General features: G+C 43.1%; 19 protein-coding genes. 10 read left to right on the top strand and 9 right to left on the bottom strand.

The window, feature by feature from the left end; all coding sequences use genetic code 11:
- Positions 1 to 37: 37 nt before the first annotated feature.
- Positions 38 to 532 (bottom strand): hypothetical protein, encoded by a 495-nt coding sequence (locus QWZ07_RS01705; RefSeq protein WP_102311970.1) that lies wholly within the window; start codon positions 530 to 532, stop codon positions 38 to 40.
- 248 nt (positions 533 to 780) lie between these two features.
- Between QWZ07_RS01705 and QWZ07_RS01700 the strand changes: the two genes are divergently transcribed.
- The 4 genes from QWZ07_RS01700 to QWZ07_RS01685 all read left to right on the top strand — a co-directional run bounded on the left by QWZ07_RS01700 (position 781) and on the right by QWZ07_RS01685 (position 6,849).
- Entirely contained in the window at positions 781 to 1,257 is a 477-nt protein-coding gene (locus tag QWZ07_RS01700) for a CreA family protein (RefSeq protein ID WP_017111959.1), read from the top strand.
- 116 nt (positions 1,258 to 1,373) lie between these two features.
- Positions 1,374 to 2,678 carry an inosine/guanosine kinase gene (locus QWZ07_RS01695; protein ID WP_017111958.1) on the top strand — a complete coding sequence of 435 codons (1,305 nt, stop codon included), beginning with the start codon at positions 1,374 to 1,376 and terminating at the stop codon, positions 2,676 to 2,678.
- 294 nt (positions 2,679 to 2,972) lie between these two features.
- Entirely contained in the window at positions 2,973 to 4,721 is a 1,749-nt protein-coding gene (locus tag QWZ07_RS01690) for a formate--tetrahydrofolate ligase (protein WP_192852600.1), read from the top strand.
- Between the two features lie 223 nt (positions 4,722 to 4,944).
- Complete coding sequence (locus QWZ07_RS01685) at positions 4,945 to 6,849, top strand: sensor domain-containing diguanylate cyclase (RefSeq protein ID WP_192852599.1); 1,905 nt, start codon at positions 4,945 to 4,947, stop codon at positions 6,847 to 6,849.
- Positions 6,850 to 6,940: 91 nt separating this feature from the next.
- On the opposite strand, the gene QWZ07_RS01680 is transcribed toward QWZ07_RS01685, so the two are convergent.
- Complete coding sequence (locus QWZ07_RS01680; protein ID WP_192852638.1) at positions 6,941 to 7,546, bottom strand: beta-phosphoglucomutase family hydrolase; 606 nt, start codon at positions 7,544 to 7,546, stop codon at positions 6,941 to 6,943.
- An 87-nt stretch (positions 7,547 to 7,633) separates the two neighbouring features.
- Between QWZ07_RS01680 and arfB the strand changes: the two genes are divergently transcribed.
- Positions 7,634 to 8,044 (top strand): alternative ribosome rescue aminoacyl-tRNA hydrolase ArfB, encoded by a 411-nt coding sequence (gene arfB / locus QWZ07_RS01675; protein WP_004730912.1) that lies wholly within the window; start codon positions 7,634 to 7,636, stop codon positions 8,042 to 8,044.
- A gap of 100 nt (positions 8,045 to 8,144) precedes the next feature.
- Here arfB and QWZ07_RS01670 read toward each other — a convergent pair whose 3' ends face one another.
- Positions 8,145 to 8,456, bottom strand: coding sequence for a helix-turn-helix transcriptional regulator (locus QWZ07_RS01670; protein ID WP_192852598.1), 312 nt, complete (start codon positions 8,454 to 8,456; stop codon positions 8,145 to 8,147).
- Between the two features lie 201 nt (positions 8,457 to 8,657).
- Here QWZ07_RS01670 and QWZ07_RS01665 point away from each other — a divergent pair, with 201 nt between their 5' ends.
- The gene (locus tag QWZ07_RS01665; protein ID WP_192852637.1) at positions 8,658 to 8,984 is read left to right on the top strand and encodes a hypothetical protein; all 327 of its coding nucleotides are present in this window, start codon (positions 8,658 to 8,660) and stop codon (positions 8,982 to 8,984) included.
- Between the two features lie 108 nt (positions 8,985 to 9,092).
- Here QWZ07_RS01665 and QWZ07_RS01660 read toward each other — a convergent pair whose 3' ends face one another.
- From QWZ07_RS01660 to QWZ07_RS01650, 3 genes are all read right to left on the bottom strand, one after another.
- The gene (locus QWZ07_RS01660) at positions 9,093 to 10,169 is read right to left on the bottom strand and encodes a S1 family peptidase (RefSeq protein ID WP_192852597.1); all 1,077 of its coding nucleotides are present in this window, start codon (positions 10,167 to 10,169) and stop codon (positions 9,093 to 9,095) included.
- Positions 10,170 to 10,432: 263 nt separating this feature from the next.
- Positions 10,433 to 11,566, bottom strand: coding sequence for a glycine cleavage system aminomethyltransferase GcvT (gene gcvT / locus QWZ07_RS01655; protein ID WP_029225803.1), 1,134 nt, complete (start codon positions 11,564 to 11,566; stop codon positions 10,433 to 10,435).
- A 492-nt stretch (positions 11,567 to 12,058) separates the two neighbouring features.
- Complete coding sequence (locus QWZ07_RS01650) at positions 12,059 to 12,682, bottom strand: helix-turn-helix domain-containing protein (protein WP_102294852.1); 624 nt, start codon at positions 12,680 to 12,682, stop codon at positions 12,059 to 12,061.
- 440 nt (positions 12,683 to 13,122) lie between these two features.
- Between QWZ07_RS01650 and QWZ07_RS01645 the strand changes: the two genes are divergently transcribed.
- From QWZ07_RS01645 to gcvP, 3 genes are all read left to right on the top strand, one after another.
- The gene (locus QWZ07_RS01645) at positions 13,123 to 14,415 is read left to right on the top strand and encodes a serine hydroxymethyltransferase (protein WP_054546921.1); all 1,293 of its coding nucleotides are present in this window, start codon (positions 13,123 to 13,125) and stop codon (positions 14,413 to 14,415) included.
- 51 nt (positions 14,416 to 14,466) lie between these two features.
- Entirely contained in the window at positions 14,467 to 14,847 is a 381-nt protein-coding gene (gene gcvH, locus QWZ07_RS01640) for a glycine cleavage system protein GcvH (RefSeq protein WP_004730871.1), read from the top strand.
- Between the two features lie 88 nt (positions 14,848 to 14,935).
- Complete coding sequence (gcvP, locus tag QWZ07_RS01635) at positions 14,936 to 17,815, top strand: aminomethyl-transferring glycine dehydrogenase (protein WP_192852596.1); 2,880 nt, start codon at positions 14,936 to 14,938, stop codon at positions 17,813 to 17,815.
- Positions 17,816 to 18,160: 345 nt separating this feature from the next.
- On the opposite strand, the gene QWZ07_RS01630 is transcribed toward gcvP, so the two are convergent.
- Positions 18,161 to 18,919 (bottom strand): hypothetical protein, encoded by a 759-nt coding sequence (locus QWZ07_RS01630; protein ID WP_192852595.1) that lies wholly within the window; start codon positions 18,917 to 18,919, stop codon positions 18,161 to 18,163.
- A 398-nt stretch (positions 18,920 to 19,317) separates the two neighbouring features.
- On the opposite strand from QWZ07_RS01630, the gene QWZ07_RS01625 reads away from it, so the two are divergent.
- Positions 19,318 to 20,700: an MATE family efflux transporter gene (locus QWZ07_RS01625; RefSeq protein ID WP_192852594.1), complete on the top strand. Its 1,383-nt coding sequence runs from the start codon at positions 19,318 to 19,320 to the stop codon at positions 20,698 to 20,700.
- Positions 20,701 to 20,796: 96 nt separating this feature from the next.
- Here the strand turns inward: QWZ07_RS01625 and QWZ07_RS01620 are convergent, their stop codons facing one another.
- Positions 20,797 to 21,360 carry a type II secretion system protein gene (locus QWZ07_RS01620; protein ID WP_225998383.1) on the bottom strand — a complete coding sequence of 188 codons (564 nt, stop codon included), beginning with the start codon at positions 21,358 to 21,360 and terminating at the stop codon, positions 20,797 to 20,799.
- A gap of 360 nt (positions 21,361 to 21,720) precedes the next feature.
- Positions 21,721 to 23,247: a methyl-accepting chemotaxis protein gene (locus QWZ07_RS01615; protein WP_170960670.1), complete on the bottom strand. Its 1,527-nt coding sequence runs from the start codon at positions 23,245 to 23,247 to the stop codon at positions 21,721 to 21,723.
- Positions 23,248 to 23,677: the final 430 nt, after the last annotated feature.

Genomic DNA, 23,677 nt, shown 5'->3' with positions numbered 1-23,677 from the left:
TGTATTGTACTCAGATTAACGCTTTATCAAAGGTTCTTTAGCTTTCCAACCATACTTTATGGCTAGAACCTTGATCTTGTGCCCAAAATTCGAGTAACTGTTTAGCAAACCCAATACAGTCTTGGTCATGCTGGTTTACAACATCTGAGATCAGCAGTGAATCATCAGTCGCTGTAACAATCGCACTCGCTACCACATCACCGTTCTTGGTACCTACAAATAGTTCATGTTCTTCCGATAGCATTATTTGGCTTAAGAACTCCAAAATATGCGCTCTTTCCGTTTCATCTTGATACGCGCTAGCTTGGTTAAGCGAGAATAGAACCGTCAGCTTATGAAAGTCGACTTTGTGTAATTCATCTAATTGGGTAGGAGTTTGATCTTGAGGAAGAAGTTGATATGTTTTTTGGGGAAGTTTGCTTTTATAGAGGTCTCGACCGAGAAGGCTCTCTTTTGCGGGGTACGCAATGTCGAGTTGGCTGAATAGCCATTGGTTTTTCTTGTGTGCATTTTCAGGTATTTCGTTATTCATTCTATTAGTACCTACGTTTAGTATCCCCAAATATCACAGTTATTTGGAAGACATATGGTCGACTGAGGTGCCGAGCTACAAGCAGAGAGCATACAGAGCATGACCAAGGCCAACAAGTACTTTAAATGCTTCATATTTTTCATTCTCCAACAACATCCTTTAAGAACTCGGTGAAAAGCTCTACACTCGTATTCACGCTTTCAATATTCCTATAGTAAACAGAACTATATAAATAAAAAGGACTTCTTATGAAAAAAGCCTTAATAGCAGTTGGTATCATGACATTGTTGGCTGGCTGCTCAGACAATGAAGTTGGCGACGTATCTCTCGGTTTCTTCACCATGAAAGATATCAAGATGTCTTCTCTAGATGACGACAAGATCGCAGGTGTGACTTGTCATATCGCATCCATCGAAGCAAACCTTAGCCTGTCAGATCCAAGTGATAGCTCTATCTCTTGTCGTCAAACAGGTGAAATCACACCAGAAATGATTGCTCAAATAGACAAGAGCAAATCCGGCGAAGTGGTATTCAAGCAATCGAAAAGTATCTTTTTCAAAACAATGAAAGTTCGCCGCATCTACGACGCAGAGAATCAATCATTGCTCTACTTGTCTTACACCACAAAAGAAACAGAGGGTAGCTTCAAACACAGCCTTTCCACTGTTCCTCTATGGGGTACAAAGGCTTACGTTGATCCTGCTACGTTAGTCCCTACGGAATAACGAGCTTGAATCACCTGTACAGACATTGTGCAGGTGATTCAAAATGTAATAAAAATGAAAGAAACAGAAACAAAATGTGATATCATGCGGCAAAATTTTTTCACTGTATTTGTCATATGAAATTTCCTGGACAGCGTAAATCTAAGCACTACTTTCCAACTCACGCCCGTGATCCGTTGGTCAACCAAATTCAACAAACACCTAAGCTACACCGCGCAACAGTTGTCGGTATAGGTCAAACGATTGTTGATATCGAAGCCCGTGTTGACAACGAGTTCCTAGAAAAATATGAGCTGAGTAAAGGTCACTCGCTTGTATTGGAAGAAAGTAAAGCCGATGCCCTTTACGAAGAGCTAGTTGAACGTGGTTTGATTACGCATCAATACCCTGGCGATACCATTGGTAACACGCTACACAACTACTCTGTTCTTGCAGACAGTAAATCAGTTCTGCTTGGCGTTATGTCTAAGAAAATCGAAGTGGGTTCGTTTGGTTACCGCTACCTTTGCCGTACCTCTTCTCGCATGAACTTAAACCACCTACAAACAGTTGATGGTCCAATTGGTCGTTGTTACACGCTAATTACCGAAGATGGCGAACGTACGTTTGCGATCAACGAAGGACACATGAATCAACTGCTTCCTGAAAGTATTCCTGAGCAAATTTTCGAAAAAGCCTCTGCATTAGTTGTATCTTCATACCTAATGCGCGGTAAGCCTGAAGATCCAATGCCAAAAGCCGTACAAAAAGCGATTGAATATGCGAAAGCACACAATGTGCCTGTTGTACTGACGCTTGGTACTAAATACGTGATCGAAGGTAATGCTGAATGGTGGCAAGAATACCTGAAAGAGAACGTTACCATCGTCGCGATGAACGAAGACGAAGGTGAAGCATTAACGGGCGAAAAAGATCCATTACTTGCAGCGAATAAAGCGCTTGAGTGGGTTGACCTTGTTTTATGTACTGCGGGCCCTGTTGGCTTGTACATGGCAGGTTACACGGACGAACCAGCGAAACGCGAAACCACACTGCCATTGTTACCGGGTAACATCCCTGAGTTCAATAAATACGAATTCAGCCGTGCTATGCGTAAGCAAGATTGTGTAGACCCAGTAAAAGTATATTCTCACATTGGCCCTTATCTAGGTGGCCCACTTGAGATTAAGAACACCAATGGCGCAGGCGACGGTGCACTTTCTGCACTGCTACACGATATGGCAGCAAACAGCTACCACTACGTAAATGTACCAAACTCAGAGAAACACGAGCACGCTTGTCTAACTTACTCGTCACTGTCTCAAATTTGTAAGTACGCAAACCGTGTAAGCTACGAGGTATTGACTCAACACTCACCTCGCCTTTCTCGTGCCCTACCGGAACGCGAAGATAGCTTAGAAGAAACATACTGGGATCGTTAATCTAGATTGAGGCACTGATTCCAACGGGTTAGTGAAGCATTCTAAGATGACCAATTCCTAAGAGGGCTGCTATATGCAGCCCTTTTTCTATTGGTGAGTTATGTGAATGGCGCAACACCTAATCAAATCTAATTTTTTGCCAGATTAAGATTTGATCTCGCGCAATGACTGTTTAGATCTGTTATCTTCCAGCACATAATTCGTGTGGTTTGCCTTTACTTGGCAAATTTATACAGTACTATCGCCACGCAAACGTTTACGTAACACCTTTCGGTTCTGATATAAGGAGCAAATATGCTATCTGATATTGATATTTGTCGCTCAACTCCCCTTAAAAACATCAGTGAGATTGCCAAGCAAGCTGGCCTGAATCATGAAGAACATCAACCCCTTGGGCTTTACAAGTCTAAGGTTTCTCTTACGTCACTTGAACGCCTCTCTGACCAACAAGACGGCAAATTGATCGTTGTAACTGCTATTACACCTACGCCACTCGGTGAAGGAAAAACGGTCACTACAATTGGCCTTGCACAAGGTCTCGCCCAAATAAACCAATCTGCGATGGCGTGTATTCGTCAGCCTTCTATGGGCCCAGTATTTGGTGTCAAAGGCGGTGCTGCTGGCGGTGGTTACTCTCAAGTGGCGCCAATGGAGCAGTTAAATCTCCACTTAACAGGTGATATTCATGCAGTGACAGCGGCTCATAACCTCGCCTCTGCTGCGATTGATGCTCGTTTATATCATGAGCAACGTGAAGGGTTAGAAGCCTTTGAAGCGCGCTCTGGCTTAAAAGCATTAGATATAGACCCAAGCAGAATCGTTTGGCGACGCGTGCTTGACCATAATGATCGCGCATTGCGCATGATCACGGTAGGTAAGAACGAGGCAGACAAAACAATCAACGGCTTTGAGCGCGAAGATGGCTTTGATATCTCGGCCGCTTCAGAGCTAATGGCCATTCTTGCGCTGGCTGACGACCTGCAAGATTTAAGAAAACGTATTGGTCGTGTGGTACTCGCTTATAACCACCAAGGCATGCCATTAACCGCAGATGACTTCAACGTTGCAGGCGCAATGACCGTAACAATGAAAGATTCAATTGAACCAACATTAATGCAAACACTTGAGGGTGTGCCAACGCTGATTCACGCAGGCCCGTTCGCAAACATTGCACATGGTAACTCTTCAATTATTGCCGATAAGATTGCTCTCAAACTGAGTGATTTTGTAGTGACTGAAGGCGGTTTTGGCTCCGACATGGGTTTTGAAAAAGCGTGTAACATCAAAGTTAAAGCATCGAATAAAAAACCTGATTGCGCTGTTATAGTCGCTACATTACGCGGTCTAAAAGCCAACTCAGGCTTATACGATTTAAGACCAGGCACCGCATTACCAGAATCAATCTTCAATGATGACCAAGAAGCCCTTATCGCTGGCTTTGAGAATCTGAAATGGCACATCAACAATGTTAAGCAATACCAAGTGCCTGCCGTTGTCGCCATCAACCAATTCCCACAAGACTCGATTCAAGAGTTAAACACACTAAAACAGCTAATCACCGACTTTGACCCTAATGTGACCGTTGAAATCAGCGAAGCTTTTGGTAAAGGCGGAGAAGGTGCGACGTTATTAGCTCAAGCAGTGGTCAATGCGTGTGAAAACGAGAGCGACTTTAAAGCACTTTATGAATCTGAGCAGAGCTTAGAAGAAAAGTTGATGGCAGTCGCCGAGGTCGGTTACGGCGCAGCAAGTATTTCACTATCACCTTTAGCCAAGCAACAACTCGCTGAATTCAACCAACATGGATACAGCAGACTGTCGGTATGTTTGGCAAAGACACCGCTATCTATTTCGACTGAAGCACAAGTTAAAGGCGCTCCTACCCAGTTTGATGTACCAGTTAGAGAACTGAAGCTTTGTGCCGGTGCGGGGTTCATCTACGCTTTGTGTGGCAATGTAATGACCATGCCGGGCTTACCGGATAAACCGGCGTTCATGTCGTTAGATATTGATGAAAAAGGAAATATCGTTGGCCTTAGCTAAATAATGATGGCGAATTGATTTTCGATCTAACCGATATACTTGAACAGTATGCTACTTCGAGCCGTCATTTCTGAACGGAATGGTTGCTCGATTAGCAAGCTTAATTGCAAAAAGTTGCACTAAAACCATAGTTATATGCAAAGCTTGTTCTAAGTTCTGGGTCAAGATCACATTAAAAACCCCATAAAATATATAGTATTGCGCTGATTCTTTAAGGACAGTGATGAATACGAGTATAAAAAAACTAGTCAGCCAATTTCTATGTACCATTTTTGCCCTAGGACTAGTCCCTGCCCTCTATATTAATTCTGAATTTGATCGGATAGACGCTCAGCACACGCTAAATATCAAGCAATCAAGTCAAAACCAAATTGAATACAGCTTCCACGAGCTTTCTGTCATCGTAGAGCAGATATCTAACTCCGTTCCCTCTATAGCAAATTCACAAACCCTTCTTCGTGCCATTGAAGAACCCTCAACGATTCACAAAGAAGCGCTGCAAGACTTGTGGGTGATGCTTGCTCGTGGGCAAAAATATTACTCACAACTTCGTTATCTCGATATTCAAGGGAATGAAGTGTTCCGCGTCAACTACAAAGACGATCAAGCCACAGTTGTTGCAGACAAGGAACTACAAAACAAATCAGCACGCAGTTACTTTGACACTCTTCAAAAACTAGAAATTGGACAAGTCAGTTCAAATGGTATCGATCTAGAAGTCGAATACGGGGAAATAGTCCATCCGTTAGTTCCGGCGCTTCGTATCATGACGCCTGTAACATCAAAAGATCGCATCATTGGTTACTTTATTGCTAATCTCAATATGCTCGAAATTTATGATCGCCTGCATTATCAAATCGGAACATCTTCTGCTGTTCCGATACTCCTGAATAAAACCGGCCATGTCATCATGGGGCCCGACCCAGAAGAATCATTTGGTCATGTTCTTGAGTCTCGTGCTGAGATCACTTACGCAAAGCGCTATCCAGAATTATGGGAAGCAATTAAAGACAACACGTCCTCTAGCTATTTTGATGGTGAAAACTGGTATTTCCACTCAGATATCAGCCCTAAGATAGATCAGTTTGAAGGCCCTATTTATATGGTTCTTCACGTTAAAAACCATCAGTTTAATAACCAGTATCAACAAGAACGCCACGCTATCATCGTACAGATCATTACCTTGACGATACTGATATCAATGATTTCTGCTGGGTTTGTGCTTTGGAATAGAAACCACAAGAAGAACAGCATTGATAGCCAACTGGCTAAAGCAGCAATGAATGGTATGTCGGCCTTAGTCATCACTGATAGAAACAACCGAATAATCAAAGTAAACCAAGAATTTACCCGCGTAAGTGGTTACAGCTTGGAAGATGTAAAAGGTCACCAACCTTCTATGTTTGCCTCTGGTCGCTACAATCAAGAATTCTACATAAAGATGTGGAGCATTATTACTAAGACCGGAGTATGGGAAGGCGAAGTGGTAAATCGCCGTAAAGACGGTTCTCTGATCACTGAAATACTGCGAATCCAAACGATTAAAGATTCTAAAGATGTAATTCAGTTTTATGTCGCGTCATTTGTCGATATCAGTAAACACAAAGAGCTCGAGAATAAACTGAGAAACCTAAGTGAAAAAGATTCGTTAGCAGGCTGTTGGAACCGTCGCAAGTTCGATCTTGAGCTGCGCGATGAATGCTCTCGTGTTAATCGTTATCCTACTCGCGAGCAGTCGTGTTTAGCTATTTTGGATATTGACTACTTCAAACGCATTAATGATCGATTTGGGCATGATTACGGTGATCGAGTCATTCAAACGGTCGCTAAAGTGCTCCAACGCGAATGTCGTGAAACCGATTTTGTTGCTCGTATTGGTGGTGAAGAGTTTGGTGTCATTCTGCCTCACACCTCAACAGAAGAAGCTGAATACGTCCTTAACAGGTTGAGAGTTGCTGTAAGTCTTGATCTCGACAACGTAGTGACCGTGAGTGGCGGGATCACCAACATCACTAGCGATCCTGCGCTTAACTACAAGTGCGCCGATTTGGCGTTATATGAGGCCAAAGCGGCAGGTCGAAACCAAGTCTGTTTATTTCTAGACAAAGAAATGAGTGAAATCGCCTAGCAAGAGTGTACATCGTCCCGCTAGGCTGTTAATCAGACCGAGAGCCATTGACTTAGCAGCCTTATCATTCAGTAACATCACCATTTAACAATCAGCTTGGTGCTGGATAGAACTCTAACTTATTCCCTTCGACCACCAGAATACAGTCCATGTTCGCCGCATGAGCTGCCTGCTTACCAAGATTGGTATCTTCAAACACAACACATTGCTTAGGTTGTAACCCCATGCCAAAGCACGCGTCCAGAAAGGTATCAGGATTTGGCTTATGATTCTTCACATCTGTTGCTGTCACTAAGATATCCAGCTTGTTCAAGATATCCGTTTTATCTAATAGCTGTTCTGCGCTTTTACGCTGACTGCCTGTTCCTACCGCTATTTTCTTATTACCTAGATGTTCGATTAGAAGAGAATACGTACAAGGGATAATATCGCCTTTGTCTTCAATCGCCGCAAACGACGCCATCTTAAAGGTTGATACCGCTTGCGGGTCGAGTGACAAACCGTATTTACTGTTCACTTCACCCGCTATCTTATAACTCGGCATACCACCTAAGCTGTGCAGCCAAGATGCCTCGAAATGAAAACCGAACTCTTCAGCCGTTTGCTGCCATGCTTTTACATGTGCTGGCATTGTATCGATCAACGTACCGTCCATATCAAAGATTAATCCTTCATACGTCGTTAAATCTATTGTCATCACTACTATCACTCTTTAAGAAAGTTACTGATACCATAACCAATATTCAGTATCATGACCCCATATTACCGTTCAAAATGGAAGTTTATGTTACAAATATCTAACTCTGTTTCGATTCAAGACTGGGAACTCCAGTTAACTGCGATCAGAGCACAAGGAGCCGGCGGCCAAAACGTCAATAAAGTATCGAGCGCGATACATTTACGCTTTGACATCAAGCACTCCACCCTACCTGATTTCTATAAAGAAAAACTCCTAGCGCACAAAGATAGCCGCATCACTAAAGATGGCGTGATTATCATTAAGGCGCAGCAGTATAGAACTCAAGAACAAAACCGAGATGATGCTTTGGTGCGTTTGAAAGAACTGATCTTGGAAGCAACAAAGGTTCAAAAAGTAAGACGAGCAACTAAGCCGACGCGTGGCTCTCAAAAAAGACGTTTAGAAGGTAAGAAGCAAAGAAGTACCACTAAACAACTGCGTGGAAGAGTAGAATAATTGTTTCATGTCACCCAGTGAACACGTCACCCATGCAACAACCGCTCTAACTCTATTTATTTAGATAAAAGACGATACCGATTAGACCAGAACGCTACGGCTATTTTTTGACCGATAAAATCAGTTTGATCAACAACATTCTCTCTTCGCTGGTCAGTAAACGACTGACCGCTGCAACATCTTCCGCCGTGGCTTGCGATGCGCCAACAATATCAAGCACGACATCCAAATCCGTCACTTTTAAGGTTCTAGTAATAGAACGATACTGGGACATTTTGATGTCAGCTTCACCACGTTCAATACGTTGATAAGTTTTTAAACTCATTCCCGCACTTGAGGCCAATTTTTCTTGCGACAAATTAGCGAGCTTCCTGCGATCAATCAGCGCCATGATTATGGGTTCTTGTGACATAAGCTTATCCTCAATAGACAGTTATGACCTAATTTCAGCAAGAAGCAGACCATATTGACTCGTAACGGTTTACATACGCCATCAAAGGCATATTATGCGATTATTAAAAAACGTTACGTTTCATAAACTTTCGCACTTTGATCGGTCGTGAACGTGCAGGCTAGTAAACTTGATTACTCAAGTGTTGGGAAATTAGAAAAATTGCAAATTGCGAATAACAAAGACGTCAAATTGGAAATTGCGAATCGTTATACTTTGGCATTTCCTTGCATAAAGCGCGCTTTAGAATCAGAGGATACCCGCAATCAAATTGTCGCGGTACAGCAAAGGCTACTCACTTACAAAGAAGTGTTGTTGCACGGAAACATGTTGGAAGACAAGGAATTGAAACGGGCTTTTTCTGCATTGAACCCAAGCGAAAAAAGTGTCGCGCAAGGTGGCATCAAAAGCATCAATGATGCGATAAAAGAGATGGATGAGATTCTAGAAAGGTACAGCCGAAAAGCGGTTGTAGAACTAAGTAACTAAGTAACTAAGTAACTAAGCGGGTAAATCACTAAACAGATAAACCTGCAGAAATAAAAAAGTCGACGCTATCGTTAGATAAAGCGTCGACTTGTTCAAAACATTGCAGTTCTAACGTAACACGGCTTTTCTAAGACCCGCGAACAACATCAGCATACCTAATAAACCAAATGAAACACTACCACCACTGCTACCAGAGCCAGATGATGTACGTGCATTCACATAAGCTGTTCGCTTAGCATCAGTAGAAACAAACTGGGCGGTTTCAGTACCAGCAATAACACTGTCTATCCAAGCTTCATAGTCTAATATTTCAGTGAATACTGATGTCACAGTCACGCCCGAAGTTATACTACCGCCACCACAAGTTTCAGGTCCAAAACTGGTAATACCAACTTGTCGGTACTCACCACCATCCTTCCAATACACAGGGCCACCTGAGTCACCCTGGCATGTACCACCATATAACCTAGTGAATACACTGTAGTCACCAATAAAACAGATTTGATTATCAGTTAACGCAGAACCATCAGTAAAGGCTGAAGCACACGTGTTATTTTCCACGTAGTTTAGTGGTGCTTTCTGTAATATCGTTGTGGCATCAAAATCAGATTTTGTATCGCCATGACCAACGGCAACAAAATCATTTACACCAATTCGATAGTTAGCATTTGACGGACGCTTAACAACATCATTAATTGAATCGATATTCAGTGCGCTTTCTAGTTTAAGAATGGCAACATCGTTACGGAGTAGATCACTCAACGCATTTGAATAGTCACTGCGATAATAAACTTCTGAAACTCGCGCTTTTTGAATGTTACCGTTAGGGAATTGAGACGTATCTTCAATTTGAGGGACTACAGTAGTAAATAGCTGCCCTTCTTCATTGCCGTAAATACAGTGTGCTGCCGTCAGAATATGAGTCGGGTTTAAAATGGTCGCGCCACAGTAAGGGCCTGTAGAGTAAACACCATCATAATCAATACGATCAATGAACAAGCTCGCCATTGAAGGAAATTCAGTCACAGAAGCGTTACTACCATTCACGATATAAGGTGTGACACCCACATCAGGAGCACTCTCGGCCGTGTTTTCCGTCGCCAATACACTAGATGTATAAATCAACGGTGCTAATAGCACTAAAACGGCTTTACGAACCGGACTCACTGTATAGTTCACATTCATAGTTAACTCCTTGTAACCACTACGACTTCTTTATAAAAATGATATGTGGCCACCATAACACGGCATAACCCTGAGTATAGTAAGTATTTGTAACGATATAGCCACATCTCTCATTTTATAAACGAAATTCCAGACGACCTATCTTTACCAATACTCAAAGTTATGTACGTTACTAAATACAAAAAAGCCTACCGTCAAACATCTTATTATAAAGAGGTAAACAATAGGCTTTCATTTAGCTTAATGGTTTCTCTTAAAAGAGATTAGCCACGGTAGTAACGTTGAGGCACGAAAGGCATTTTTTCTACTGTCATTGGTAGCTTCTTGCCACGAACGTCAGCGAATACTTCAGTACCAATTGCTGCTAGGTCTGTACGAACGTACGCCATAGAAACAGGCTTACCAGCGTTAGGGCCAGCAGTACCACTTGTTACAACGCCAATCTTGTTGTCTTCAGCATCAAACAGCTCTGCGCCTTCACGTACTGGCGCTTTAGTTTGACCTACTAGACCAACACGTTTGCGTTGAACATCTTTCGTTGCGATTTGCTCAAGGATGATATCAGCGCCAGGGAAGCCGCCTGCACGTTCACCGTCAGTACGACGCACTTTTTGAATACCCCATAGAAGGCTTGCTTCTACTGGAGTAGTTGTTGTATCTAGGTCATGACCGTATAGACATAGACCACACTCAAGACGAAGTGAGTCACGAGCGCCAAGGCCAATCCACTCTACTTCAGCTTCTGCAGTTAGCTTACGCGCTAGCGCTTCTGCGTGATCGTTCGGTACTGAAATCTCATAGCCATCTTCACCCGTGTAACCACTGCGGCTTACGATGCATTCAACGCCGTCGATATCAACTTTTTGGACGTCCATGAACAGCATGTCTGCAACACTTGGTTGGAAACGAGCTAAAACTTCAGACGCTTTAGGGCCTTGAAGTGCTAATAGAGCGCGATCATCAATCACTTCCATTTCTACGTCAGCAGGAAGGTGCGCAGTTAGATGGTCGATATCTTGTGTCTTGCATGCTGCGTTCACAACAACAAACAGGTGATCGCCTAGGTTAGCAACCATCAGATCATCCATAATGCCGCCCTGCTCATTAGTAAAGAACGCATAGCGCTGCTTACCAGAAGGAAGGTCAATAATATCTACAGGAACCAAAGATTCTAAGACAGCAGCTGCGTTCGCGCCATGAAGACGAAGTTGCCCCATGTGAGAAACATCAAAAAGACCGGCAGCATCACGAGTGTGTAAGTGCTCTTTCTTTACACCTAGTGGGTACTGAACTGGCATATCGTAGCCAGCGAAAGGAACCATTTTTGCACCCTCTTCAACGTGAAGTGCATGCAGTGGTGTTGTTAGTAGGTCTTGATTAGCGTGTTCTTGAGTCATTTTCTTCTCCATGAAGCGTTGCAGGCTTTCCAAATCGAGTCTGCCGCTTATATCTCTATTTAGAGTCGCTTCTAACGTAAGTTGCATCATTAGTCACTTCAGCGTATTCGCGTCAGTAACCTTGGCGTCTTAACCTTAGAAACAGTAGATAGTAAAAAGTGATGTCTTTTATATAGGCTTATATCGTTAGCTTGATAAATCAGGTTAGCTGTACAAAAGCTCTACAAGTCACTTTCTAAGAATTCACTTCAGTAAACTTCAATCAACATGAGTAAACCGTGTTCACTATAATAAACAAGCCTGCGTCAGTTTTACACCCTTAACAATAGTCAAACAGCTCAAAATGTGACATTTAACAATTTAAAAACAATTATTCGATACATACAAAAACGCGATATTGATGATTATCACACCAATATCGCGTCTAATGCCTAACGTTCGAAATAAAAGCAAACGTTTGCATCCACTATAAGAAATTCTAAGATTGTTAATTTATTTTGCAGTCACCCACAAAATGAGCGCGTCGTCTGCACTGGTCGAGATAAGCATATGGCCCATATTGGCATCGTAATACATGCTATCACCTTCACTCATCGGTACGGGTTCGTAAAATTCTGAGTAGAACATCACATCGCCAGATATGATCATTAAGAACTCTTCCCCGTCGTGGCGAACCCAATCATTATACTCTTCAAAAGTACGTGCTCGCACGCGGCTCTTAAACGGCATCATCTTCTTATTAGAAAGCTCTGTGGCAAGCAACTCATGTTCGTAAGTCGGTGTTGGGTGTGGCTTCCCTTGCCCCGCTTTGGTTAAGTCACGACGTCCCGTTGCAACTTTTTTCCTTGGTGGTTCAAAGAGTTGAGGCATGTCAATTTGCAAGCCCATCGCCAGTTTTTGCATAGCCTGAAAGGTTGGCGAGATTTGTTCGTTCTCAATTTTGCTGAGCGTAGAACGCGCTAAACCTGTTCTTTGACTTGCTTCTTCTAGCGTAATCCCAAGTTTGCCGCGGATATCTTTAATGCGCTGGCCAAGCCTAAGTGGTTCAATATTCTGGTCTAACGTTTCCTTCGCCAACGTTAAAGATGGGTACTCATCATAAATGTCTTCTGACATAGGTCCCTCATTAATTTCTTGCTTCCTGTCTATTAATTTCATTGTTGCATGAAGCGCTTTGTTGATTAAAGAGCACACAGAGAAATAAAGCGTGCTCCCCGTAGCAAAACAAGAAAAGTTGTTTCCTATTGGAAATTTTTGTTGAAAATTGATTTTATCGGAGCTATGTTATCGACTTGTTAGATGAAGAGATGCTACTTCAGCTTGCAGCAAATGATAGATTTAACATTTGTAAGAGCTGTTTTTTACCCGAACTTTTGGGAAACAATTCGTGCTGCATTGACCCTACAACGATCGCTTAGACGCTGTAAGAGTATATTTATAACGCAATTCACGTTTATCTATACCTATATAGCGCAAACGATACCGATGCAGAAATCAACGTAAGACCTAATGGACTATAAAAACAATCACCATTAGCTTAATGAAAGGTCTCGACAATGAACGCTTACCAAAACCATAGCTTAGACAGTTTTTTCACTACGAACTTATCTGGTACTGACGACGCAGTATTTGCTGGAATCCAAGCAGAGAACACTCGTCAAAACGAACAAATCGAACTTATTGCTTCTGAGAACATCGTTTCTAAAGCAGTAATGCAAGCTCAAGGCACCTGCCTAACCAACAAATACGCAGAAGGCTACCCAGGCCGTCGCTACTACGGTGGTTGTGAGCACGTAGATACCGTTGAAGCTATCGCGATTGAACGTGCTAAACAGCTGTTCAAATGTGAATACGTAAACGTACAGCCTCACTCTGGCGCTCAAGCAAACGGCGCAGTTAAACTTGCCCTACTTCAACCTGGCGACACTATCCTAGGTATGTCCCTTGACGCTGGTGGCCACCTTACACACGGTGCGCGCCCTGCAATGTCTGGTAAGTGGTTCAACGCTGTTCAATATGGCGTAGACCGCGACACTCTTGAAATCGATTACGAAGCGGTTCGCGCTTTAGCAATCGAAAGCCAACCTAAAATGATTATTGCTGGTGGTAGTGCTATCCCACGCGTTATTGATTTCGCTAAGTTCCGTGAAATCGCTGACGAAGTTGGCGCTATCCTAATGGTCGATATGGCACACATCGCGGGTCTTATCGCGACAGGTGCTCACCCTAGCCCACTACCACACGCGCACGTTGTTACAACAACAACGCACAAAACACTTCGTGGCCCACGCGGCGGTATGATTCTTACGAACCACGAAGACATCAACAAAAAAATCAACTCTGCAGTGTTCCCAGGCCTTCAAGGCGGCCCACTAATGCACGTTATCGCGGCTAAAGCAGTGGCGTTTGGCGAAGCACTTGGCCCAGAATTTAATACTTATATTGATTCAGTGATCGACAACGCAAAAGTTCTTGCTGAAGTGTTGCAAACTCGCGGTTGTGACATTGTGACTGGCGGAACAGACACGCACCTAATGTTGGTTGACCTTCGTCCTAAGGGCTTGAAAGGTAACGTAACTGAAGAAGCATTAGAGCGTGCAGGGATCACATGTAACAAAAATGGCATACCATTCGACACAGAGAAGCCTATGATTACTTCGGGTATTCGTTTAGGTACGCCAGCTGGAACCAGTCGTGGTTTTGGCACTGAAGAATTCAAACTTATCGGTGAATGGATCGGCGATGTACTTGATGGCTTAGTTGAAAGCCCTGAAGGCAACGCTGAAGTTGAGCAACGTGTTCGCAAGCAAGTTAAAGAGCTTTGCAAGCGCTTCCCTCTTTATCGTTAAACCGTTTTTAAGATTTAAATTAAAACCTCATAAATTTTTGGAGAATAAGCAATGGACAATACACTAAAGTTTGCAGACAGCCACGAGTGGGTAAAAGACAACGGTGACGGTACTGTAACTATCGGTATTTCTGAGCACGCTCAAGAGATGCTAGGTGACGTTGTGTTTGTTGACCTGCCTGACACTGGAGACGAAATCGAAGCTGGCGAAAGCTTCTCTCTAGTTGAATCAGTGAAAGCAGCTTCTGATATCTACGCACCAATCTCTGGCGAAATCGTAGAAATCAACGAAGAATTAGAAGATAGCCCTGAGTTAATTAACGAAGAATCTTATGAAGGTGGTTGGATTGTTAAAGTGAAGATGTCTGATGCATCTGAACTAAACAACCTTAAAGATGCGGAAGAATACCTAAGCTCTATCGAAGAAGACTAATAGGTTCCTCATTACGATAAAGCTGCTCTTTGGAGCAGCTTAATTTTAGGGGCTAGCTCACGGCTCCAAAGAGAAAGTAGAACATATCATGACTGAATTACTTCAAAGCCAATTACTAAAAGACTTGGGTACTCAAAACGAGTTTGTTGCTCGTCATAACGGCCCAAATAAAGCAGACCAGCAGAAAATGCTTGAAGCGATCAACGCGACTAGCCTAGACGCACTGATCGACGAAACAGTTCCTGCACAAATCCGTCTTGAAAAACCAATGACACTTGCTGCGCCACTGAGCGAAATGGACATGCTGACCTCTCTTAAAGAGATCGCTAACCTAAACCAAGTGAAACGTACTTTCATTGGCCAAGGCTACTACAACACATTCACTCCAAACGTTATTCTACGTAACGTTTTAGAGAACCCAGGCTGGTACACAGCTTACACACCATACCAACCAGAGATTTCTCAAGGTCGCCTTGAAGCTCTACTCAATTACCAACAAATGGTAATGGACCTAACCGGTATGGAAATCGCGAACGCATCCCTTCTTGATGAAGCTACAGCGGCTGGCGAAGCGATGACACTGTGTAAGCGTGCTGGTAAAAGCAAGAGCAAAGTATTCTTCGTTGCTGACGATGTTCACCCTCAAACACTAGAAGTTGTTAAAACTCGTGCTGAGTACATCGGTTTTGAAGTAATGGTTGGTGCTCTTGAAACACTTCCAGAGCAAGACGTATTTGGTGCGCTTCTTCAATATCCTAGTACAACGGGTGAAGTTCGTGACCTAACTGACATCATTGCTAAAGCTCAAGCTAACAAAACACTGGTTACAGTTGCTACTGACCTACTTGCCTCTGCTTTACTTAAGCCTGCGGGCGAAATGGGCGCGGACGTAGTCATCGGTTCAGCGCAACGTTTCGGCGTTCCTATGGGTTACGGCGGTCCACACGCTGCATTCATGGGTACTCGTGAAAAGCATAAGCGTACAATGCCAGGTCGTGTAATCGGTGTATCTATCGATACTCACGGTAACCAAGCGCTACGTATGGCAATGCAAACTCGTGAGCAACACATCCGCCGCGAGAAAGCGACATCGAACATCTGTACAGCTCAAGCACTTCTAGCAAACATGGCGTCTTTCTACGCGGTTTACCACGGTGCAGAAGGTCTACGTACTATTGCTCGTCGTACACACCACATGACAGCTATCCTAGCGGCTGGCCTGACTAAATCGGGTTACGAGCTAACGAACAATAGCTTCTTTGATACCATCACGATTAACTCTGAAGAGAAGACAGATGCACTGTACGCGAAAGCGCAAGCAGCAGACATCAACCTTCGCCTTCTTAAGGGTAAGATCGGTATCAGCTTAGATGAAACAACAACGATCGACGACGTGAACTCACTGTTTGCAATCTTCGACGTGAAAGAAGACGTTCAAGCACTATCTTCTGACATTGCTTCAAACGAGTTTGCAGCAATTCCAGAAAACTGCCGTCGTGAATCAGAGTTCCTAACTCACCCAGTATTCAATACGCACCACAGCGAAACGCAAATGATGCGTTACCTAAAACAGCTTGAGAACAAAGACTTCTCACTAACGCACGGCATGATCCCACTGGGCAGCTGTACGATGAAGCTGAACGCTGCTGCTGAGATGATTCCAGTAACATGGCCTGAGTTTGGTTCAATTCACCCATTCGCACCTCTTGATCAAGCAGCAGGTTACACAGCGCTAGCAAAAGATCTTAAAGAGAAGCTTTGTGAAATCACTGGTTACGACGATTTCTCACTACAGCCCAACTCTGGTGCATCTGGTGAGTACGCAGGTCTAATCGCGATTCAACGTTACCACGCAAGCCGCGGTGAAGGTCACCGTAACGTTTGTCTGATTCCAAGCTCTGCGCACGGTACTAACCCTGCAACAGCATCAATGGTTTCAATGAAGGTAGTGGTTGTTAAGTGTGATGAAGATGGCAACATCGACATGACAGACCTAGCAGCGAAAATCGAGAAGCACAAAGAAAACCTATCAAGCATCATGATCACTTACCCTTCTACGCACGGCGTATACGAAGAGCAAGTGAAAGAAGTGTGTGAACAAGTACACGCAGCGGGCGGTCAGGTTTACCTAGACGGCGCGAACATGAACGCTCAAGTAGGTCTAACTTCACCTGGCTTCATCGGTTCAGACGTATCTCACTTGAACCTACACAAAACATTCTGTATCCCACACGGTGGTGGCGGTCCGGGTATGGGTCCTATCGGCGTTAAATCGCACCTAGCACCTTTCCTACCAGGTCACATCGAAAACGGTGTACAAGGTTCTGACTACGCGGTATCAGCGGCAGATTTAGGTAGTGCTTCAATCTTACCTATCTCTTGGGCTTACATCGCAATGATGGGCGAACCTGGCCTAACAGACGCAACGAAAGTAGCGATTCTGAACGCGAACTACGTGATGGAAAAACTACGTCCTCACTACCCTGTTCTTTACCGTGGCACTAACGGCCGCGTAGCGCACGAATGTATTATCGATATTCGTCCACTTAAAGAAGACACAGGCATCAGCGAAGAAGATATTGCTAAGCGTCTAATGGACTTCGGTTTCCACGCGCCTACGATGTCTTTCCCAGTAGCTGGCACACTAATGGTAGAGCCAACTGAATCAGAAGATTTAGAAGAGCTAGACCGTTTCTGTGAAGCGATGATCGCAATCCGTCACGAAATGGCAGCAGTGAAAGCCGGTGAATGGCCACTAGACAACAACCCTCTAGTGAACGCACCACACACACAAGTTGACCTTTCAGGCGCAGAATGGAATCGTCCTTACTCTCGCGAACTGGCTTGCTTCCCATCGAAAGCAACCAAGAACTCGAAGTACTGGCCTACTGTTAACCGTGTAGACAACGTATACGGCGACCGTAACCTAATCTGTTCTTGCCCAAGCATCGATAGCTACGAAGATTAATTCGTAGCGGCGCTTAGTAGCGAAACATAACAAAAGGCGAACCAAACGGTTCGCCTTTTTGTTTTCTGAAATTCAAGGTCAACAAATGCATTGACCTTACCGTAAGGGAAAGGTTTAAGGTGAAATGAATCCAACGATGAATGAGGAAACGATTATGGGATGTTGTAATAAAGCGCCAAAAGGTGGAGCCCCTCTTGGCCTGCTTCTAAAAGTCACGCTCGGGATTGGGTTATTTGTGTTTCTGTTGGCTTTGTGGCAGTAAGTTCAAAACAAAGAAGTGATTGTATGAACAAAGCAGAAAGCGCCAAGTTGATTTTGGCGCCATAGTCGTTTGTTAAGTGTGTTTTACTCTGTCATAGAGGCATTTAGTATATCAATATTAACCTCTTTAACTTTTATACGCTCTTCTACTTTTAGGTCATAAACGCTGACCGTATATTTCACAAACTCACGATAATTTTTCTCTAAATTTGGATATACCTCAAATAACACTTTATGCCAATCTGCTTCACCAAAAGGGGTGGACAAAACGGTATCTGGATTATAAGCCACATAGTCAAGCTCCCATGATTTATCGTGAAATCCAATTGCCTTTTCTAGCTCGTTACTAGCTAAATGCGATAGAAACAAACCGTAATATGAAGACGCTGACTCTTTAATTTCATCTTGTCGGTAAAGAGACATAGACCTTAGAAAGTAGTAATTTGCCTTTTTAAGTTGGTCTGTACTTAGATAAACCCAACCTAGACTATTACTCATCGAAGCTGTTAACGGAACCTCATCCCCAACCAACTTTAAAATCCCATTTACTTTATGTAGATATTTATGTGGATAATCGTGGTCAGCGATTTCAGCCAAATAAGATTCAACAATAGAAACTAACATTAGCTCGTCTACATTCCCTTTGTGTAGTCGCTCCAAAACAAAATCATAAGATTCAATCGCTTTTTCACCAGAAATAGAATTGGCGATAGCAAACTGCTCGTAAGGTTTTAGTCTTTTCTCTACAACTTCATTAACTTCACTATCAATATATAAAACAGCTCCATAAATTGAAGCCAAAATCCCAATCACACCACCAATAACTGCTACAAATTTTTCCAACTCAAAACTCCTATATTACACTTAACAGTTCTTAGACAGAAAAATTCTGCATTTAAATATAGAATTTTTCTATCTAGTTTCTTATGCCACCAATTGTACTAAATTTAGCTCATACATAACAGTGGCTTATGATACGCGCATTGAAATTCAACAAATAAATATAGAAACTTTCTATCTAGTATGAATCAGATTAAAATCATTGAGTTTTGTACATAGAAACAGTATCTAAACCATGCAAATCTGGCATTCCTCCTGAGCAAATTAACCCCTATAAATCCAAAGCTTGACCCTATACGGTAAGGTGTTTATATTGTCGCCCGCCCAACGGGGCACATCCTAAAATACACACCGGCCATCCTGCCATCATTCGTGTATTTATATTGGTGTTGTGAACTTCCATGCTAACGAAATTTCGTCCTTTTACTCGTGAATCGGGTGCGCTTATGCATCTTTCGATTCCAATCATTTTGACTCAAATAGCTACCCAAGCGATGGGATTTGTCGATACGACAATGGCTGGCCAAGTAAGCCCAGCCGACCTCGCCGCTATCGCACTTGGCACCAGCCTTTGGATTCCTGTGTTGCTGTTGCTACGTGGTGTGATTATGGCGTTAACGCCTGTTGTCGCTTACCACCGTGGCGCTCGCGACTTTCAGAGTATTTCTGTTGAATTCTTCCAGATGGTTTGGTTGGCATTAATTGCTAGCGTACTGCTTATCGCTTACTTGGTGAGTGCGAAACCGATCTTAGAATGGATTGGCGTAGCCGCTGAGATAATTCCAATTGGCAGTGACTATGCGTTTGCCCTCGCCTTTGGTGTACCGGGTATTGCCCTGTTCTACACCTTGAACGGCTTCTGTGAAGGAATGAACAACACCAAAGTACCAATGATCATTTCGGTAATTGGTTTGCTGATTAATATTCCAGTCAACTACGTGCTTATCTACGGTAAGTTCGGCTTCCCTGAAATGGGCGCTGTCGGTTGTGGTTGGGCGACAAGCTTGGTGTATTGGTTGATGTCGGGAATGCTGTATTCCTACATTAAAGGCCATCACCACTACAAGACCATCATCAACTTTTCAGATGCGAAGCCAAAAGCAAAAGAGATGCTTCACCTTCTAAGATTAGGTTTACCTATCGGAATGAACATCGCGGTATGTGGCAGTATCTTTGCGGTTATCGCTCTTATGATCGGCCGTATTGGTGCAGAGAACGTGGCAGCAGCACAAATTGCACTGAATATATCGAGCCTAACTTACGTGATTCCAATGAGTATCTCATTTGGCATTACGATTCGTGTTGGACATGCATTAGGTGAGAAAGACGAACTAGGCGCAATTGAACGCAGCAAAGTCGGCATTTTGGTTGCCGCGTTGATTTCATTACTTTCAGTTGCGATGTTCCTGCTGTTCCCTGAGTGGATCATTAGACTTTACACGACCGACCCTGCGATAAGTGCAACGGCAGCAGTATTGTTGACCTTTACGGCTATGTACCAGTTCAGCGATGCATTACAAACGTCTGCTAACGGTGCATTACGTGGCTATAAAGATACTAAGATCCCAATGATCTTAGCCATCGCTTCATACTGGGGCTTAGCATTACCACTTGGTATGGTGTTGGGCTTAACAGACCACATTGTTCCTGCAATGGGTGAAGAAGGCTTTTGGATAGGTATTCTAACGGGCTTGAGCGTTTCAGCAACGCTGATGTTAATTCGCTTGCGATACGTGATTAAGAAGCGTGACTTGCCACCAGTAAGTGCTCCATTGGCAAACTAAGACAAATCATCAAGCTAATACAAAAAAGCGCGTTATTGCTACCCGGCAATAACGCGCTTTTTTATTGAATTTCTATAAACCAGATGTGTGCTTGGTTTAACACTCATCGTTCATAACACGAACTGTACACTCACAACCATCTACTGGACATGTGTCTCCACTTGTCCTGCCACCAAAAGAATCGTAAAGAACATAACAACCCGAGGGTAAGGCATCATCAGTTATGTTATTTCTGTCAAGGTCAGCTTGACTGAATGGCTGAGTAAATCCCACTACCGTGTGTCTGTTGCCTAATTCAGAGATTATACTGTCATCATCTGACAAAGTTAGGAAGTGGAGCATATTTAACGCATCTCCTGATTCACCTTCACTTTCAGGGCAAAGTGTTCCCCAGTCAACTTCAACTCTACCGATACCGAAATCGATCACATAGTTACTTTGGTCATCTGGGTTTTCCGCACTAGGGTTAAGTCCAACAATAATTGCCTTTGAGGTTACCTGAGTGATGACCCCTTCCATTGCACCCGCAACACCTTCAAGTACCGCTTCTCTCGCTGACTCTTGGATATTAAGAAACCTCGGAGCTGCTGTAACGGCCAAGACTCCAAGTATCACGATGACAATGATTAATTCCATTAAAGTAAATCCGTTTTTCTTCATAACACCCACATCAAATGACAGCTATAGATACAATTACTGAATAAACTATCAATAACTATACATCGCGATGAGATGCGGAACACCTTATGTGTCGTATCAGAGCTGCTATTTAGTCGATTTTTTGAACTTGCGCATGTGAGGTAAAGGTAAGTAGCTTCATGTTACTGTCTTATTTATTCACGTTGTTTTGAATAAGCTAAATTGTCACGATATAGCGACGCGGTTACATTCTTCATTTCTGTCTTGCGCTATTGGTGTATCTGCATTGGCATGTCGCAAAAAAAAGCGCTCATATATAACATAAGCGCGATTGAATAACTGGAGACTCGACATACATCTTAAAGATGCATGTTGGGAAATCTAGATTTTAAATGAACCAACGTAACGGTCGAGAACTTGTGATAACTCAGCCAATTTCTGACTTGATTGCTCTAACTTCTCACTTGCGTTCAAGCCATTTTTGACTGAACTATTAACCGTATCCATGTTCATGTTTATCTCATTCGCTACCGCTGATTGCTGCTCAGTTGCCGTCGCGACTTGAGTGTTAATATCAAGAATAGCCAATACTTGTGTAGAAATTTTTTCTAAAGCTTGGCGAGCCATTTCCGTTTCGGACGTACCCTCTTCAATTAAGCTTTTACTGTTACTCATCGAGCTGACTGCGTTCTTAGCTTCGGTTTGAAGTTGATTAATCATGGTGTCAATTTCATCGGTCGACTGTGCTGTTTTTGTCGCAAGATTACGAACTTCATCAGCAACGACAGCAAAGCCTCGGCCCGCTTCACCAGCACGCGCAGCTTCGATTGCAGCATTAAGTGCAAGCAAGTTTGTTTGCTCAGAGATACCTCGAATAACGTCAAGAATAGTGCCAATCGACTGAGTATTATCAGCAAGGCTCACGATGATGTTAGAAGCACTATTCATCTCAGCTTCAAGGTTGGCAATCGAAGTTGTGGTCTTCTCGATCGTCTTGTGACCTTCTTGAGTTTCACTCGCGGCCATGTTTGCGGCACTTGCTGCACCTGCCGCGCTAGACGCAATTTCATTAACCGTAGAAATCATTTCATTCATAGACGTCACGACCAACATGGTTTGTTGGTTCTGCTCTTGCCCTCTTTGCAAGGCTTGTTGTGACTGTTCACGAAGACCAATTGCGGTGCTGTTTAATTCAACACCTGTATTCACTGTTTGTGTAATGATCTCGTGTACCTTGCCAACGAACACATTGAAAGCCGATGAGATTTGAGCAACTTCGTCATTCCCTTTGATCGGCAGACGTACTGATAGATCGCCATCACCTTCAGAAATATCGTGTAATGTGTTTTTCAATACCAAGAGAGGTTGCATCAGTTTGCTAAGAAGAAGCGATAGAACAATGAGGCAGACAACAAAAATGAAAACCATTGAAGCGAGCTGGTAGCTAATAATACCATTCGTTGCTTGGCTCACTTCCGTGATCGGAATACCGATATCAAAGGTACCGTACAACTGACCGTTGACATAGATAGGTGCCATAATGTCAAACACCCATACTTGTTGAACATCAGCGTACCATTTTGAATACTGTTGGACGCCTTGGGTTGCACCTTTAACGGTATAGCTATCTTCATAAACTTTATTCAGTTTATTTTTGTCGCTGTGTGCAACAGCGCTTACGTTACTATCAATAACAATGGCATAAGTGACATCAGATCGCTGTTTCAGCTCACCCACCAGCTTTTGTAAGTCTTGAACTGGATTATCCGAATTCTCTAAGATATACCCAGCGTTTCCAGCCAAAAATTCAGCTTGAACTTGAGATTTGTTTAATATTATCTCATCAATTTTTTCGCTTGAAATGAAATAGGTTGACGCCATACTCGCAGCGACTGCAATGCCAAACATAATAAAAACGGCAAATAGGATTGTTTTCTTCATTTAGGTTGTCTCGACGCAAGGTTGTTAAAAGTTCTCTAAAGGTTTCAAAAAGCGAAACCAAAGCTCGCACGTTTTATCTCGTGTTAGAGCTCCCCACTAGCCCTTTATCTGTAAAAATTCCGATAACTTTAGCTTAATCATACGAAAAACATATGTTAATCACACTTATTTAACATGTGAGTGCATTCAACGCGAAACGAGCACTTGGAAATCTGATTAACAAATAACATCCCTGCTTAAGAGGTATAGGTGAATAGCGAGTAGAAAATAGAGGATAGAAAATAAAGAGTAGGTTTCGCGTATTAACCCGCAGAACCAGTACCTTGTGAAATGTTGGAAGCTTGATGTAAACCCGTTCACTTGTGAGTACTTAATATTCTCGCCTCTAGTTGATGCA

The sequence above is a fragment of the Vibrio lentus genome (assembly GCF_030409755.1).
Classification (GTDB): Bacteria; Pseudomonadota; Gammaproteobacteria; order Enterobacterales; family Vibrionaceae; genus Vibrio; species Vibrio lentus.
This window is presented reverse-complemented; position numbering and strand designations above follow the sequence as displayed.